Annotated in this window: 14 protein-coding genes; 6 read left to right on the forward strand and 8 right to left on the reverse strand. The window is 72.6% G+C overall.

Annotation, left to right across the window (positions count from 1 at the left end; genetic code table 11):
• Positions 1–4: 4 nt before the first annotated feature.
• On the reverse strand, positions 5–922 hold the full coding sequence (locus HYV93_04150; GenBank protein ID MBI2525155.1) for a hypothetical protein: 918 nt from the start codon (positions 920–922) through the stop codon (positions 5–7).
• A 161-nt stretch (positions 923–1,083) separates the two neighbouring features.
• On the opposite strand from HYV93_04150, the gene HYV93_04155 reads away from it, so the two are divergent.
• From HYV93_04155 to HYV93_04180, 6 genes are read left to right on the forward strand one after another with little or no spacing between them, the layout of a single operon-like run.
• Complete coding sequence (locus tag HYV93_04155; protein ID MBI2525156.1) at positions 1,084–1,887, forward strand: branched-chain amino acid ABC transporter permease; 804 nt, start codon at positions 1,084–1,086, stop codon at positions 1,885–1,887.
• Positions 1,887–2,834 (forward strand): branched-chain amino acid ABC transporter permease, encoded by a 948-nt coding sequence (locus HYV93_04160; protein ID MBI2525157.1) that lies wholly within the window; start codon positions 1,887–1,889, stop codon positions 2,832–2,834. Before HYV93_04155 ends, HYV93_04160 begins: the two co-directional genes overlap by 1 nt.
• Positions 2,821–3,552 carry an ABC transporter ATP-binding protein gene (locus tag HYV93_04165; GenBank protein ID MBI2525158.1) on the forward strand — a complete coding sequence of 244 codons (732 nt, stop codon included), beginning with the start codon at positions 2,821–2,823 and terminating at the stop codon, positions 3,550–3,552. The genes HYV93_04160 and HYV93_04165 overlap by 14 nt, the downstream gene beginning before the upstream one ends.
• A 16-nt stretch (positions 3,553–3,568) precedes the next feature.
• Positions 3,569–4,285 carry an ABC transporter ATP-binding protein gene (locus HYV93_04170; protein ID MBI2525159.1) on the forward strand — a complete coding sequence of 239 codons (717 nt, stop codon included), beginning with the start codon at positions 3,569–3,571 and terminating at the stop codon, positions 4,283–4,285.
• A gap of 14 nt (positions 4,286–4,299) precedes the next feature.
• A complete protein-coding gene (locus HYV93_04175; GenBank protein MBI2525160.1) occupies positions 4,300–4,662 on the forward strand; it encodes a cytochrome c in 363 nt (120 codons plus the stop codon).
• A gap of 52 nt (positions 4,663–4,714) precedes the next feature.
• A complete protein-coding gene (locus tag HYV93_04180) occupies positions 4,715–6,322 on the forward strand; it encodes a tetratricopeptide repeat protein (protein ID MBI2525161.1) in 1,608 nt (535 codons plus the stop codon).
• Between the two features lie 33 nt (positions 6,323–6,355).
• Here the strand turns inward: HYV93_04180 and HYV93_04185 are convergent, their stop codons facing one another.
• The 7 genes from HYV93_04185 to HYV93_04215 form a co-directional block, all read right to left on the reverse strand.
• Positions 6,356–7,216: a FecR domain-containing protein gene (locus tag HYV93_04185; protein MBI2525162.1), complete on the reverse strand. Its 861-nt coding sequence runs from the start codon at positions 7,214–7,216 to the stop codon at positions 6,356–6,358.
• Positions 7,217–7,324: 108 nt separating this feature from the next.
• The gene (locus HYV93_04190; GenBank protein MBI2525163.1) at positions 7,325–8,875 is read right to left on the reverse strand and encodes a DUF2723 domain-containing protein; all 1,551 of its coding nucleotides are present in this window, start codon (positions 8,873–8,875) and stop codon (positions 7,325–7,327) included.
• Positions 8,872–9,207, reverse strand: coding sequence for a copper-binding protein (locus tag HYV93_04195; protein MBI2525164.1), 336 nt, complete (start codon positions 9,205–9,207; stop codon positions 8,872–8,874). Before HYV93_04195 ends, HYV93_04190 begins: the two co-directional genes overlap by 4 nt.
• Positions 9,207–10,859, reverse strand: coding sequence for an acyl-CoA synthetase (locus HYV93_04200; GenBank protein MBI2525165.1), 1,653 nt, complete (start codon positions 10,857–10,859; stop codon positions 9,207–9,209). Before HYV93_04200 ends, HYV93_04195 begins: the two co-directional genes overlap by 1 nt.
• A 186-nt stretch (positions 10,860–11,045) precedes the next feature.
• Positions 11,046–11,402 (reverse strand): hypothetical protein, encoded by a 357-nt coding sequence (locus HYV93_04205; protein ID MBI2525166.1) that lies wholly within the window; start codon positions 11,400–11,402, stop codon positions 11,046–11,048.
• Between the two features lie 33 nt (positions 11,403–11,435).
• A complete protein-coding gene (locus HYV93_04210) occupies positions 11,436–12,752 on the reverse strand; it encodes a CoA transferase (protein MBI2525167.1) in 1,317 nt (438 codons plus the stop codon).
• Complete coding sequence (locus tag HYV93_04215) at positions 12,749–14,089, reverse strand: CoA transferase (protein MBI2525168.1); 1,341 nt, start codon at positions 14,087–14,089, stop codon at positions 12,749–12,751. Before HYV93_04215 ends, HYV93_04210 begins: the two co-directional genes overlap by 4 nt.
• Positions 14,090–14,254 lie beyond the last annotated feature (165 nt).

Below are 14,254 nucleotides of genomic sequence, written 5' to 3' on the forward strand. Positions count from 1 at the left end.
TGCCCTACTCCGAGAGGCACGCGACGGCAGGGGTCTCGCAGCCCGTGGTGAGGACCGGCGTGGCGGAGGCGCAGCCGTCCCGGCTCACGAGGACGGTGCCCGAGATGGAGCAGGCCAGCACGAGACCCGGCGCGGCCGCCGCCGTGGCCACCGACCAGATCGTGCTGTCGGCGCCGGGCACGCCCCCCGAGGGGCGCCAGGAGCGGCCGCCGTCGGCGGAGACCGCGATGCCTCCGCGCGTGCCCGGCAGGCCGTCGCCGAAGCCGCAGTAGAGCGTGGAGGGATCGTCGGGGCGGGAGGCCAGCGCGCGGCAGTAGTGATCCGCACACCGGAACGCGCCCTCGATCCACTGCGCGCTCCTCCACAGGGCGACGCCGCTCGGGGTAGCGGCCAGCAGCATCCCGCCCGAGGACCAGGCCAGCGCGTGGACGTCCAGCGAGGGGAGCTGCTCGTTGGCCACGCTCCACGTCCCGCCGCCGTCAACGCTGGCGAAGACTCCGCCGGCCTCGGCGCCCGCCCACAGCTCGCCCGGGACCCAGGGGTTCGGCAGGAGCGCGCTGAGGCGCCTCACCTGCGACTGCGGCAGGTCGGAGAGCAGGGCGAACGGCAGGGGCTCCCATCGGCAGCCGCCGTCATCGGAGCGGAAGAGCCCGAGGGGCCGCGTGCCGGCCAGCATGACGCCGTCCATCGCGGCGAGCGCCCACACCTGCGTGTCAGGCGCCGGCAGGGCGAGCTCGCTCCACGCACGCTCGCAGTAGCGGTAGACGCGCCCGTCGCCCCCCACGAGGAGTTCGCCGGGGGCAGCGCAGAGGGAGTACAGGCGCGCCGAGGCAGGGAGACACGGCTCCCTGGTCCACCTCGCGCCGAGGTCGTCGCTCCTGAAGAGTCCCTGCCCCACGGTCGCCACAAAGAGCCTCGGCATGGAGTTCGCCTCGGAGCCTCCTTGACCTCTGGTTTTCCAGACGCTACTATCTGGGGGCTTCGTTCCCATTCTACGATAGCCGAGGAGCTCCCACCCTGTCGCTGGCCTCGCTGCTCCAGGCCCTGGCCTCCGGTGCTCTGCTGGGATGCTTCTACGCGCTCATGGCGCTGGGCTTCTCCCTGATCCTCGGGGTGAGCCGCTCGCTGAACCTGGCGCACGGCGACCTGGTGGTCCTGGGCGGCTACGTGGGCTACGCGGTCTGGGCCGCGACGGGGCTTCATCCCATCCTGCTCCTGCCCGTGGCCGCGGCAGCGCTCTGCCCGGTGGCGCTCCTCTGGCAATGGCTTCTGCGCCGCGCGGACGAGCCGAGAGAGCTCACCAGCCTGGTGCTCACCTTCGGGCTGTCGCTGCTGGTCCAGACAGTCATGCGCGCCGCCTGGCGCGGCGAATACCGGCTGATCCCGGAGGGCAGTCTGGGCCCGAGCCTCCCCGTGGGAGCGCTGCAGCTCGGCGGGGGCCGGGTCCTTGCCGCCGCGGCGGCGCTGGCGGCGGTGGGACTGCTCTGGGTCGGCCTCACGCGCACGCGCTGGGGTCAGGCCGTCCGCGCCACGAGCGTCGATCCCCAGGCCGCCGCCCTCGTCGGCATCGACGTGGACCAGGCCCGGCGCGGCGCCTTCGTGCTGGCGCTCGGGCTCTCGGGCGCCACGGGAGTGCTCTTCGCGACGCTGCACTACCTCCATCCGGCCGCGGGCGTGGACCTGACGCTCATGGCCATCGTCCTCACCATCTGGGCGGGGGTAGGGCGGCTCAGGAGCGTGCTCGGAGCGGGCATCCTTCTGGGCATCATCGAGTCGCTCACCGTCGCCTCGTCGGGGCCCGGATGGCGCGAGCCTGTCGTGGCCCTCATGCTGCTGGGCTCGCTGCTGGCCAGATCGGGCGGCCTGGCCCGCGGGCTGGCGCCCTGATGCGCGCCGGGCTCGGGACGCTCCTGGGCGTCGCGCTGCTCGCGGCCCTGCCCCCGGCGCTCGGCTTCCATCCGTACTATCTCTTCCTGCTCTCCACCGCCTTTCTCTTCGCCGCCATGGCCTCGGCGTGGAACCTGCTGGCCTACGCGGGGCCGACCTCGCTGGGCCACGCCGCCTTCTTCGGGCTGGGCGCCTACGGCGCGGCGCTCGCCTCCCTCGGCGGGCTGTCGCCCTGGGGCGCCATCGCGCTCGGCGGGCTGGCGGGCGCCGCGGGGGCCGCGGTCGCGGGGCTCCTGTCCATCCGGCTGCGCGGCGCCTATCTCGCGCTGGGCACACTGGCCTTTGCGGAGCTGCTGAGAGGGCTGGCGCTCCACTGGACCGACATCACGGGGGGCGGCGCGGGGCTGGTCGGGATCCCCGCGCTGCCCGTCCTGCGCGGGTGGCCGCGCGTGCTCACCGAAGGGCGGGCGGGGGCCTATTACCTGGCGCTGGCCCTGCTCGGCGCGACGCTCGGGCTCTTCGCGCTGGTCCGAGGGAGCCGCGTGGGGCTCGCCTTCGCGGCCGTGCGCGAGGAGGAGGAGCGGGCGAGCGTGCTGGGCCTGCGCCCCCTCCCCTGGACGCTGCTCGCGTTCGCCCTCTCGGGCCTGCTCACCGCGCTCTGCGGCGGGCTCTACGCCCACACGGTGCGCGTGGTGGAGCCCGATCTCGTCTTCAACCGGCACTACTCCTTCCTGCCGCTGGTCATGGCGACTGTCGGCGGGCTCCACACGCTGCTGGGCCCTGCCGCGGCCGCCATGGCGCTCTACCTCGTGAGCGAGCTCGTGCTGCACCCGCTGCTGCCCTCCCTGCATCAGGCAGGCTATGCGCTGGCACTGATCGCGGTCGTCCTCTATCTCCCCGGAGGCCTCGGGGGCCCACGGGCGGGCGGGCAGCGTGCCCATCCTTGAGGGGCGGGGCCTGAGTGTGGCCTTCGGGGGGCTCTCCGCCCTCCGTGGCGTGGACGTCACCCTGGAGGAACATGAGGTGGTCGGGCTGCTGGGCCCCAACGGGTCGGGGAAGTCCACGCTCTTCGACGTGCTCGGCGGGCTCCGGCGCCCCACCTCGGGGGAGGTGTGGTTCCGCGGCGAGCGGATCACGGGCGGACCGCCCTGGGTGGCCGGGCGGCTCGGCATCGGCCGGACATTCCAGATCCCGCGCCCCTTCGCCGGGCTCACCGCCCGCGACAGCGTCCTGGTGGGCGTGACATTCCGCAGCCGGCAGCGCTACCGCCGGGCGGTCGACCGCCGCGCCGAGGCCGAGCGGCTGCTGGCGCTGGTGGGGCTCGGCGACAAGGCCGGCGCGCGCGCCGCGGCGCTCTCGCTGGGCGAGATGAAGCGCCTCGAGCTGGCCGTGGCCCTCTCGAGCCGCCCTGCGCTGCTCCTGCTGGACGAGCTGGCCTCGGGGCTGTCGCCGAGAGGGCGGGAGGAGGTGCTGCTCTTCTACGCCCGCCTGCGCGAGCGTGGCGTGACCATCTTCGCCGTGGAGCACTCCTTCGGCATCCTCGCGCGGGTCGCGGACCGGATGCTCGTGCTGGACCAGGGCCAGATCGTCGCCGATGGTGCTCCTGCGGCCGTGCTCGCCTCCCCGCGGGTCGCCGCCGCCTACCTGGGCGAGGAGGAGCCGTAGCGTGCCGGCTCCGCTCCTGCTGAGCGTCAGGAACGTCCACGCCGGCTACGGCGATCTCACCGTGCTACGCGGCGTGTCGCTCGAGGTGCGCGCGGGCGAGTTCGTCGCCCTCGTGGGCCCCAACGGCGCCGGGAAGTCCACCCTCCTGAAGGCGCTGGCCGGACTCCTGCCTGTCGCCAGCGGGGAGATCGCGCTTGACGGGGAAAGGATCGACGGGCTGGCTCCTTACGCCATCGCCGCGCGAGGGCTCACTCTGATCCCGGAGGGGCGGCGCCTCTTCGGCCCGCTCTCCGTCCGGGAGAACCTCGAGCTCGGCGCCTTCCTCCCGTCGGCGCGCGCGCGCCGTGAGGAGACGCTGCGAACCATCCTTCGCCTCTTCCCGATCCTGCAGGACAAGGGCAGCGCGCCGGCGCGCATCCTCTCCGGAGGGGAGCAGCAGATGCTGGCGCTGGCGCGCGGCCTCATGGCCCGGCCGCGTCTCCTGTGCCTCGACGATCCTTTCCTCGGGCTGGCGCGAAGCGTGACGGACCGCTTCTGCCAGGCCGTGCACGCCATCACCTCGGAGGGAATCACCATCCTGGCGGCCGGACAGCACGTGCGCCGGCTCCTGCGGCTGGCGACGCGCGGCTACCTGCTGGAGGCCGGGCAGGTGGCGCTCAGCGCGCCCGGCCCCGCGCTCCTGGACGATCCACGGCTCCGGCAGACGCTCCTCGAGCTCGGGACGGCCACCTGATGAGGCAAAGGTGGATGCTCGTCATCGCAGCCCCGGCGCTGCTGCTCCTGGCCGGGAGCCTCGCGGCCTCGCTCTTCCTGCCGCATCCGATCCCCCGGACGGCGACGCCCGCCCAGCGGCTCTACCTCACCTACTGCGCGAGCTGCCACGGCGCCGACGGCCGGGGTTCCTGGCGGGCGACTCTCCTGCTGATCCAGCCGGGGAACCTCGCCGATCCGCGCATCATCGACAACCTGTCCGACGAGTACCTCCACGAGCTGATCAGGCGCGGCGGCGCGGAGATCGGGAAGCCGGGGATGCCGGCCTTCGGATTCCACCTGTCGGAGGAACAAGTGCAGGAGCTTGTCCGCCAGCTGCGCACGCTCGGGCGGGGCTGAGCGTGGCTTTCCCTGGACAGCGCCGGAGCCCTTCTGCTAGAAGGGAAGTCTGATGCACTTCCCACGCATGCCGCTCGGGACGCGAGGTGGCCGCGGGTGGAGGCTCTCCACCTGTCTCGTGCTGGCCCTGGCCGCCGCCGGCGTGGCGCTGGCGGCCGCACCCGCCCATGCCCAGCAGTCCGAGGCCGACGTCCTGGTGGCGCAGGCCATCCTCGCCTACGACGACAGGCGATACGACGAGGCGCTCGCGAGCCTGCGGGAGGCGCTGGCCCAGGACCCCGGGAACCTGGAAGGGCTCTACTACACAGGCCTCGTCCTCATGGCCCAGCAGAAGCCCGCGGCGGCCATCGCGCCCCTCGAGACGGCGCGCGCCAAGGCGCCCGACGACCTCGCCGTGCTGTACCAGCTCGGGGTCGCCTACTTCGCTGCGAGGCAGTACGACCGGGCGGAGGACCCGCTCACTCGCGTGTTCGCGGCGGAGCCGCGGACCGACGGCGTCGGCTACTACGTTGGGTTCATCCGTTACCGCAACGGCAACTACCAGGGGGCGTTGGAGGCCCTGCGGGCCGGGGCCTCGGCCGATGCAGGGATCCAGCAACTCACGCGCTTCTATGCGGGGCTCGCGCTCGCCGGCCTCGGGCGCAGCGCCGAGGCCGCCACCGAGGTGGAGGCCGCGGTCAAGGTGCTGCCCGCCTCGCCGCTTACCGGGCCCGCCGAGCGCTTCCGCGACACCGTGCTGGCGGCCCGGGAGCGTGATCGGCGCTTCCGGGCCGAGCTGCGCGCCGGCTTCACCTACGACAGCAACGCGCCTGTGCAGCCGGAGCCGAGCCATGATCCGGACGCGGAGGCGGCGCGACGCCACCGGCGCGACACGGTCGGGGAGCTCTTCGGGCTGAGGCTCGAGTACGCCTGGCTCCGGAACGGACCCTGGGAGGCCACGGTTTCCTACTCCTTCTTCCAGACTGTGTACAACGACCTGCCGGGCTTCAACGTGCAGGACCACCTGGGCTCTCTCGCCGGCGTCTACCGGGCGGCGGTCGGGCCAATGCCCTACCAGCTGGGGCTTCAGTACGCCTACGACTACCTGACCCTCGACGACGACGAGTTCCTCCAGCGGCACACCGCGACCGCGAGCGCGTTGCTGGTGGAGGACGCCACCCACCTGAGCGCGCTGCAGCTACGCCTGCAGACCAAGGAGTTCTCCAACGACTCCAACGTCCTGCCGGAAGAGGTCCGCGACGCGAAGAACTGGATGGCCGGCGTGCTGCACGTCCTGCGCTTCGCGGGGGACCGGCACCTGGTCCGGCTCGGCTACCAGTTCGACGTGGAGGACGCCGACGGGCGGAACTTCAAGTACCAGGGGCACCGGCTCCTCGCTGGCGCCCAGTACACGCTGCCGTGGGGCCGGACGCGGCTCAGGTACGATGTCGACGTGCACTACCGGAACTACGCCCACGCGCACAGCATCCTGCCCCGCGTCAACCCGGCGACGCGCGAGCGGGTGGACACCGAGCAGGCCCACGTGGCCCGCGTGGAGCAACCGCTGCCGGCCGGCTTCACCCTGGCCGTCGAGTATCAGGGCATCGTGAGCCGCTCGAACCTGCCGCTCTTCTCCTTCAACCGGAACATCTTCTCGCTGATCGTCTCCTGGCAGTACTGAGGCCCGCCCCCCGCGGCGCGCTGGCCGGCCGGATCAGCAGTAGGGCCCCGAGCAGGAAGGGCCGCGCGGCTGCACCTGCGGGATGAGCGGGACCTGCTTCTGAAGGCTCTCGCTGCCTCCCAGGATCTGTCGTTCACCCACCCGATCCCCCCGGAGCTCGACGACGCCGGCGTCCATCGTGGCCTGCCCCTGCTGCTGGCCCGTGAGAGCGCGGCGGGCCGGGTCGGGGGTGGCCGTGTGCTGGGGGCGCGGTCTCAGGTTCGTCATGAGCCGCGCCGCCGCGTCCGGCGTCAGGGGACGCACCTGACCGAAGGTGTTGCCGATGATGCTCAGCGTCTCCATGGCCCCCACGCGCACGGGCAGGGCGCCCGCGATCCCGCGGAGCAGCACGTCGACGAAGCCGGAGAGGACGGACAGGTCCGACTGGACCACCGCCAGCGCCGGCGCCGCCTGGCTCGAGCGACGGAAGACCTCGGCAACCACGACGGTGCCCCGGACGGCGGCCACGGCGTTCGGCGTCCGGATCTCGAAGGCCTCGCCGGGGCGCACCCGCTGGCGGACCAGGCCGAAGGCGAGCTTGCCGGAGTCGAGGTCCACGGTGGAGCGGCCGAGCTCCTCCGTCACCGTCAGCACGGAGAGCTCGCGAACGGTCACGAGCGCCTTGCCGCCCAGGAGCACGCGGAGGAGCGCGTTCTCGGCCGTGCTGATCCGGTCCCGCGTGAAGACGTCGTCCCTGAACTTGAGCGGGACGGGAGCGGGAAGGACGGGCCGCGCCACGGTGGCCTGCCCCGAGAGCGTCGTCACCACTCCCACCCCCTGGGCCCACGCGGGATGCAGGGGAACGCCGAGCAGCAGCGTCGCCAGCAACACCGCGCGACCAGCCGGCGAGGTCATGAGCGGGCCTCCTCCAGAGGAAATGCGCCCCGCAGGCCGGAGCCAGGGCGACGCCCCGATTATGCTGGGGGCGGCCGCCGGAAGGCAAGCATCAGCTGCGCCGCGGCCTCACTGACAGCCGTCGAGGTCGCAGACACGGACGACGCGCTGCTGCCGCAGGAGGACGAAGCGCTCCCGGAGGAGGTGGTTGTCCTCCAGGGAGTACACCGGCCGCCCCGAGAGCAGCTCCCGCTGCACTGTCACGAGGATCTCGTCCAGCGCCGCGTCCCGGGCCGCCTCGGCCGGGAGCCCCTGGGCGCGCAGCCGCGATTGCCGCCCCAGGCCGTACAGCCCCCAGTCGAAGAGCTGGACGTCCGGGCGCCGCCCCTCCACCACCTGCAGATACGCCAGCGGGGTGAGGTGGACCCAGCCGCCCACGACAAAGGCATCCGCCGCCACCTCGCCCAGCACGGCCTCGGCGTAGCGCCGGACATTATCGTTGCCGCGCAGGTCCACCCGGGGGTAGTTCGTGACCACCAGGGCGGCGACGACGCCGGCCGCGACCATCGCCACGACCCACCGCGGGCGCGGCGCCCCGGTGCGGCCGGCCCAGGCGAGGACCCGCTCGAACCCCACCGCCATCCACACGCTCACCACGAGCAGCGGCACCAGGAACATCGTCTCCTTGTCCGGCACGCGGTACGAGACGTAGAAGACGGCCGTGCCTCCGCCCATCAGGCCCAGCGCCGCGGCGGCGGTCCGGTCCCGCCCCCACTGCGTCATGAGGCCCAGCGCGGCCAGCGCGGGCCCCGCACCGAGGAAGGCGCGCCACAGGAGGGCGCCGAGGCGGAGCACCTCGCCGGGGAGCTCCACCAGCCGGTAGCCGAACATCAGGTGGGAGAACATGGCGCCGCGCACCATCCAGGCGACCCCGTCCGCGGTGCGGAGATCCACGCCCAGTGTCTCGGCGTAGTTGAGCGCCGGCCCCGCCGCGTAGCGGAGGGGCAGGTAGAGGTAGGTCAGCGGGCCGATCGCCGCGGCGCCGCAGCCGAGCGCCAGGGCGACGGGCGGGATCCGGTGGCGCCCGCGCTCGCGCCAGAGGACGAAGACCAGCCCGGGGGCCAGCAGCAGCGCGGACATGTGGTTGGCGAGCGAGAGCCCGAAGACGAGCGCGAGGCCGACGAGGTGTCGCGGCCGGCCGCCCGCGCGCCACGCGAGCAAGAGCCAGAGCATGCCGGCGACGAGGAGGATGTGCAGGGTGTAGACCTCGGCGACAACGGCCTGGGACCAGAAGGGGAACGAGGCCCCGAGGGCGGCCGCGGCGGCCAGCGCCGCGCCTGGCGAGCCGGTCAGCGCCACCATCACCCTGCGGAGCAGGACCAGCGACAGCGCGGCGCAGAGCGCCGAGAAGAGATTGGCGCGGTAGGCCATGTCGCCCCACGGCACCAGCAGCATGAACGCCTTGGCGAGCAGGAGGTAGAGCGGGTAGCCGGTGGCGTGCACGATCCCCAGCACGTAGGCGCCGGCCGCCAGCTCCGCGCTGTCGAAGGTGTAGACGGTGGGCGCGAGCGTCCCGAGGTAGAGAGCGAGGCTCCCCGCCAGGAGCGCCACGTCGGAGATGGCGCCCCGGTGCCCCAGGGCCCGGAGCCGGGCCGCGAGCCCCCCGCCCCGGTTATTCACCGGAGCTTCCGGATCTCCACCACGAGCAGCCGGTCTGGCAGCTGGCGCACGGTGAGACGGATGCGGTCCCCCGGGAGGACCCCGGCCCGATCGAGGAGCTCCCGCGACTCGGCCATGAAGGTCATCGAGGTCATCTCGTCCATCAGCCCCGGCACGGCGTCGTGCTTGACCAGGATCATGGCCTCGCCCGAGCGGGCCTCGAGCACGCCGGTCACCCGGTAGAGTCCCTGCCCCGGGAACACCGCGCGGTAGCTGCCCCAGATGCCGGCCGCGAAGCCGGCGAGCAGCAGCAGGAAGAGCGCCGGGGCGGCCCAGCGTGAGGCCCGGGGCACTACCCGCGCTTGTCCCGCAGGACGCGCCGCAGGAGCTTGCCGGTGCCGGGGCCCGCCGGGCCCGGGGCGCGCGGAAGCGCCGGAACGAACTCCACCGCGCGCGGCAGCTTGTAGACGGCCAGCCGGTCCCGGCAGAACTCGATCAGCTCCCCCGCGAGGAGCTCGCCGGGGGACGCCCCCGGCTTGAGGACCACATACGCGCATGTGTTCTGGCCGCGGACGGCGTCGGGCACGCCGATCACGGCGCAGTCAGCCACGGCCGGGTGGCGAGAGAGGGCTTCCTCGATCTCCTCGGGGCCGATGCGGTAGCCGGAGGACTTGATGAGGTCGTCCTCGCGCGAGAGGAACCGGATGTAGCCATCCTCGTCCATCGTGACGAAGTCCCCGGCGCGGCACCAGCCGTTCCAGACGGCCTGCTCCTGCTTCTCCTGGTCCCGCCAGTACACGGTGCCCGTCGGCCCGCGGGCCATGAGTCGCCCGGGCTCGCCGGGCCGGCAGTCCGCGCCTTCCTCGCTCACCACGCGCAACTCGTATCCCGGCACCGCGGGGCCGATGGCCCCGGGCTTCACGCGCCGGGTGACGGCCGAGGAGATGAACACGTACATCATCTCGGTGGTGCCGAGCCCCTCGTAGATCTCGTGGCCGAACGTCTCCTTCCAGGCGCGGTAGGTCTCCGCGCCCAGGGACTCCCCCCCGCCGGTGCAGACGCGCACGGACGAGAGGTCGTACTTCTGCCGCGCCTCCGGCACCTGGAGCATCTTCCGGTAGGCCGTGGGCAGGATGGAGACGATGGTGATCCGGTGCTTCTGGATCTGCTCGAACATGCCCTCGGGCGTGAAGCGCGGCAGGAGCGACGCCGCGGCGCCGAAGCGGAAGGGGATCACCGCCTGGGTCGAGTAGCCGGCGGCGAGCGACAGGGGCGCGGGCCCGCCGATCACGTCGTCGGCGGTCACCCCCCAGCCGTGGCGGCCGAAGCCGTCCGGCACGCTGAGGGCCTCCTCCATGAAGTGGACCGTCCCCTTGGGCAGCCCCGTGGTCCCCGAGGTGAAGAGCAGGACGGAGACGGCCATGCGGTCGCGGCGCACGGGCTCGAGGCGCTCCGGGCCGCGCGCCACCAGCTCGCCATACGGGACGTAGCCCCTGGCCTTGAGGTCGGCCGCGTCCCCGCCGATCACGATGACGTGCTTCACCGTCTTGAGCTCGGCTCGCGCCGCCTCCACTTCGTCCAGGAGCGGAGCGGCAACGACCAGGGCCACGGCCTCCGTGAGCCCCGCCACGTGCGCGATCTCGGTCCGGGAGAACAGCGGCGACGTCGGCACGACCACGGCGCCGAGCTTGAGCACGGCGAAGTTTGCCACCAGCGCGGGCGGGATGGAGGGCGAGCGCAGCAGCACCCGGTCCTCCTCCTCGATTCCCAGGGCCCGGAGCGCGCCGCCGACCCTGTTGACGGAGGCCGCCAGCGCCCGGTACGTCATCGTCTGACCCTCGTAGAGGATCGCCGCGCGGTCGCCCCGCCCCTCCGCCACGTGGCGGTCCACCAGCTCCTCGGTCGAGTTGAGGAGCCGGGGGTACGTGGCGTGCTCGGGCAGCGTGTAGATGCGCTGCGGCCACAGCTCGCGGGGCGGCAGATACGACGCGGGGATCCGGCCCATGGCGCCCCTAGCGCGCCTCCAGCGAGTTCCGCCCGCTCCCCGCGGGCGCGAGGCGTGCTTGGATGTACGTTGAGCGCCCGCGCCGACCGAGAACGTGGTTCGGCGAGCCGCAGCCGGAGGCGAGACGAGCGGATATGGAGATCAGGCGAGCGTGAGCGAGCCAGGGCGAAGTCAGTTGGCCCGGCACTAGTCGAGGTCGCCCTTGCGCTGGATCTTCCCGCTGACATGCTCCCCCGTGATGACCCAGTCGCCGCCGCAGCCTTCCTCGAAGACGTCGGCCGCGCGGCGGTACGCGCTGCCGAAGGTGAGCACCAGGAGCCCGATGGTGCCGGCGGTGCCGAGGGTGCAGATGATCGCCTTGCCCGGCACGTAAAACACGTTCATCAGGGCGGCCCCCGTCTTCTGGGCGTCGCTGGGCTCGGCGCCGGCCGGCGCCTGCTGAGCCAGCGCGGGCCACGAGGCAAACGGCCCGGCCAGGAGAATGACGAAGGCCAGCCCGGCGGCCATCCAGCGGAGCGTCCTCGCATAGCGCCAAGTGTGCATGGTCGTGCCTCCTGTCTCCAGTGGCGTCATCGCCTAGATCGCGCCAGCGGCGCGCAGGGTCTGCAGGTCGCCCTTGCCCAGGCCCAGGTACTTGAGGTAGATGAGCTCGTTGTCCGCGCCCACCGGCCGGCAGGCCCACTTGATACGGGGCGGCGTCCGCGACAGCTTCCACGGCGGCGCCTGCAGGAGCAGCTCCCCGTAGTCGGGATCCTCCACCGTCCGGAGCACGCCGCGCTCTCTCCAGTGAGCCTCCCCGAGCACGTCCTGCGGCCGGTTGAGCCGCGCCGTGGCCACGGTCCCCGGGCCGCGCTTGTGGGTCATGTAGTCCTGGAAGCGGGTCAGGATCTCGTCCGCCGTCAGGTCGGCGGACCAGCGCTCCAGCTCCTGGTGGAGCTCCCGGGCCTTCAGGATCCGGTCGCGGGTGGTGGCGAAGCGCTCCTTCAGGTCGGGGCGCTCCATGATGTTGGTGAGGCCCGCGAAGTTGATGTCGGAGAAGCCCGCCACGAAGGCGTAGGAGTCGCGGGTCTTGACGAGCGTGTACGGGAAGACCTGGATGTGCAGGTCTCCCACTCGCTCGTGGATGCGCTGGTAGGCGTGGTACCAGAGCACGCCCACGTCGGAGAGGCGCATCTCGGCCTCCCCGGGGGCGAGGTCGATGAGCTGCCCCCGACCGCTCGCGACGCGCCAGTGCAGGGCCGCCAGCGCCGCCAGCACCCCGAAGGCCCCTCCCACGTACCAGGCCGCCCAGTTGCCCTGCCGGGTGGGTACCGAGGACTCGGCGGGCCCCGAGCCCTCGGCTTCCCCGGTCACGTAGGGCACGCCCGACATCGCCTGGTCGGTGATGTCGTAGTCCGGCATCGCCCGGGCCGCGCGCGGGCCGAACTGGCCGTGGGTGGAGACGGCGAGGTAGATCAGCCGGGGGTTCAGGACCGAGAGCTGGCGGTAGCCGACCCCCCAGGTGTCCATCTGGCCGGGCAGCTCGCTCTCGATCACGATGTCCATGTGGCGCGCCAGGCGGGCCAGCAGGAGCCGCCCCTGCTCGCTGCGGAGATCGAGCGTGATGTGCCGCTTGTTCCGCGCCTCCACGAGGTAGGCGAGCCCCGTGCCGCGGTGCTGCACCCCGCCCGGAGAGAAGAGGCGCGCCACGTCGCCCGCCGGCGGCTCCACGCGGATGACCTCGGCGCCGAACTCGGCCAGGATGGACGAGGCGAAGAGGGCGGCGAAGTTGCCGCTGGAGCAATCGAGGACACGGAGATCGTCGAGGGCCTCAGGCTTCTCGTGGGCGCGGGCGGGATCCGTGATCTCCCTGGCGAACTGGGGCCACGTCGTGGCGCGGGCGGCGTCGGTCATATCCGGGGCCCTCCCGTCCACTCGGCGGGCGGCCGGGCGCCGTTCCGGTCGGCCCACTGTCCGATGACCTTCCGTTCCTGGAGCGCCGCGATGGCTGACGGCGATAGCCCCAGCAGGCGGGTCAGCACGTCCTGATTGTGCCAGCCCACCGGCTTGGCCGCCCACTTGATCCGCGCCGGGGTCTCCGAGAGCTTGGCCGCCGGCCCCTGCTCCACCAGCTTGCCGTACAGCGGGTCCTCGTACTCCCAGACCGAGCCCCGGGCACGCAGGTGGTCATCCTCGAACTTGTCCCGGGCAGTGGCGACACGGACGGCGGCGAAGCCGTGCCGGGCCCCGGCGGCCTCCACCTCGGCGCGGGCGAGCTTGCCCGCCCAGCCGCGGATGCGGTCGAGCAGCGCCGTCATGTGCTCGGGCTTCTGCCGCTCGGGCAGCGTGGCGTAGCGCGGGTCGGCCGCCAGGCCGGGCTCGCCCATGGCCTGGCACAGTCCCTTGAACTCCGCATCACGCGCCGCCGCCACCGCCACGTACCCGTCGCGGGTGGAGAAGATGTCGGCCGGCACCAGCGCCTCGTCGCGGTTGCCCGCCGGCCCCCGATCCTGCCCGGTGAGACCGTGTCGCACCCAGGTCCAGTCCAGCGTCCGGATGAGCCCCTCGCTCTGCGCGAAGTCGACGAACTGCCCCTCGCCCGTCCGGTCCCGGTGATGGAGGGCGGCCAGCGCCGCCGTGGCGCCCATGAGCCCCCCGAACCAGTCGCCGATGAACATGCCGCAGAGGATGGGGGGGCGCCCGGGGAAGCCCGTGATGCCGATCATGCCGGAGACGGTCTGGGCCACGGCGTCGTAGGAGGCGCGCCCCTGGGAGAACGGGCCCCACTGGCCGAAGCCCGAATCGGCGACGTAGATGAGCCGCGGGTCGATCTCGCGCATCTGCCGGTAGCCCACCCCCCACTTGTCCAGCGTCCCCGCGCGGAAGTTCTCCACCAGGATGTCCGACTTGGCGGCGAGCTGCCTGAAGAGCGCCTTGCCCTCCTCCGCGTGCAGGTCGATGCCGATGTGGTACTTGGAGTGGTTCTCGGGGAAGAAGCCGATGGAGGCGTTCTGCCAGTACATGGCCTCCGGGGTCACGTAGCGCATGGTGTCGCCGCCAGGCGGCAGCTCCACCTTGACGACCTCCGCGCCCAGCTCGCCCAGGAAGTCGGCAGTGGTGGGGCCCAGGACCAGCGTCGTCAGCTCGAGCACCCGGATCCCGCGCAGGGCCTCGGGCTTGTCGAAGATCCTGGCGCGGTCGAAGAGGGCCGCCGTCCACTGGAAGTAATCCTGGGCCTGCCGTTCCGTCATCGGTGCTCCTCCCCTCGGCGTCCGGGATCTCTCGGTGGGTCGGGTCATGTCGGGCCCGACAGGCACGCGCAGGAGCCACTATAGCAGGGGAAATGCCGCGCTTTCAACGGTTTCGGGCCAGCCAAGATGCCCGGTTGCCGCTGCGGACCTTTTGGACTATGATCC

The sequence above is a fragment of the Candidatus Rokuibacteriota bacterium genome, assembly GCA_016188005.1.
Lineage (GTDB): Bacteria > Methylomirabilota > Methylomirabilia > Rokubacteriales > CSP1-6 > UBA12499.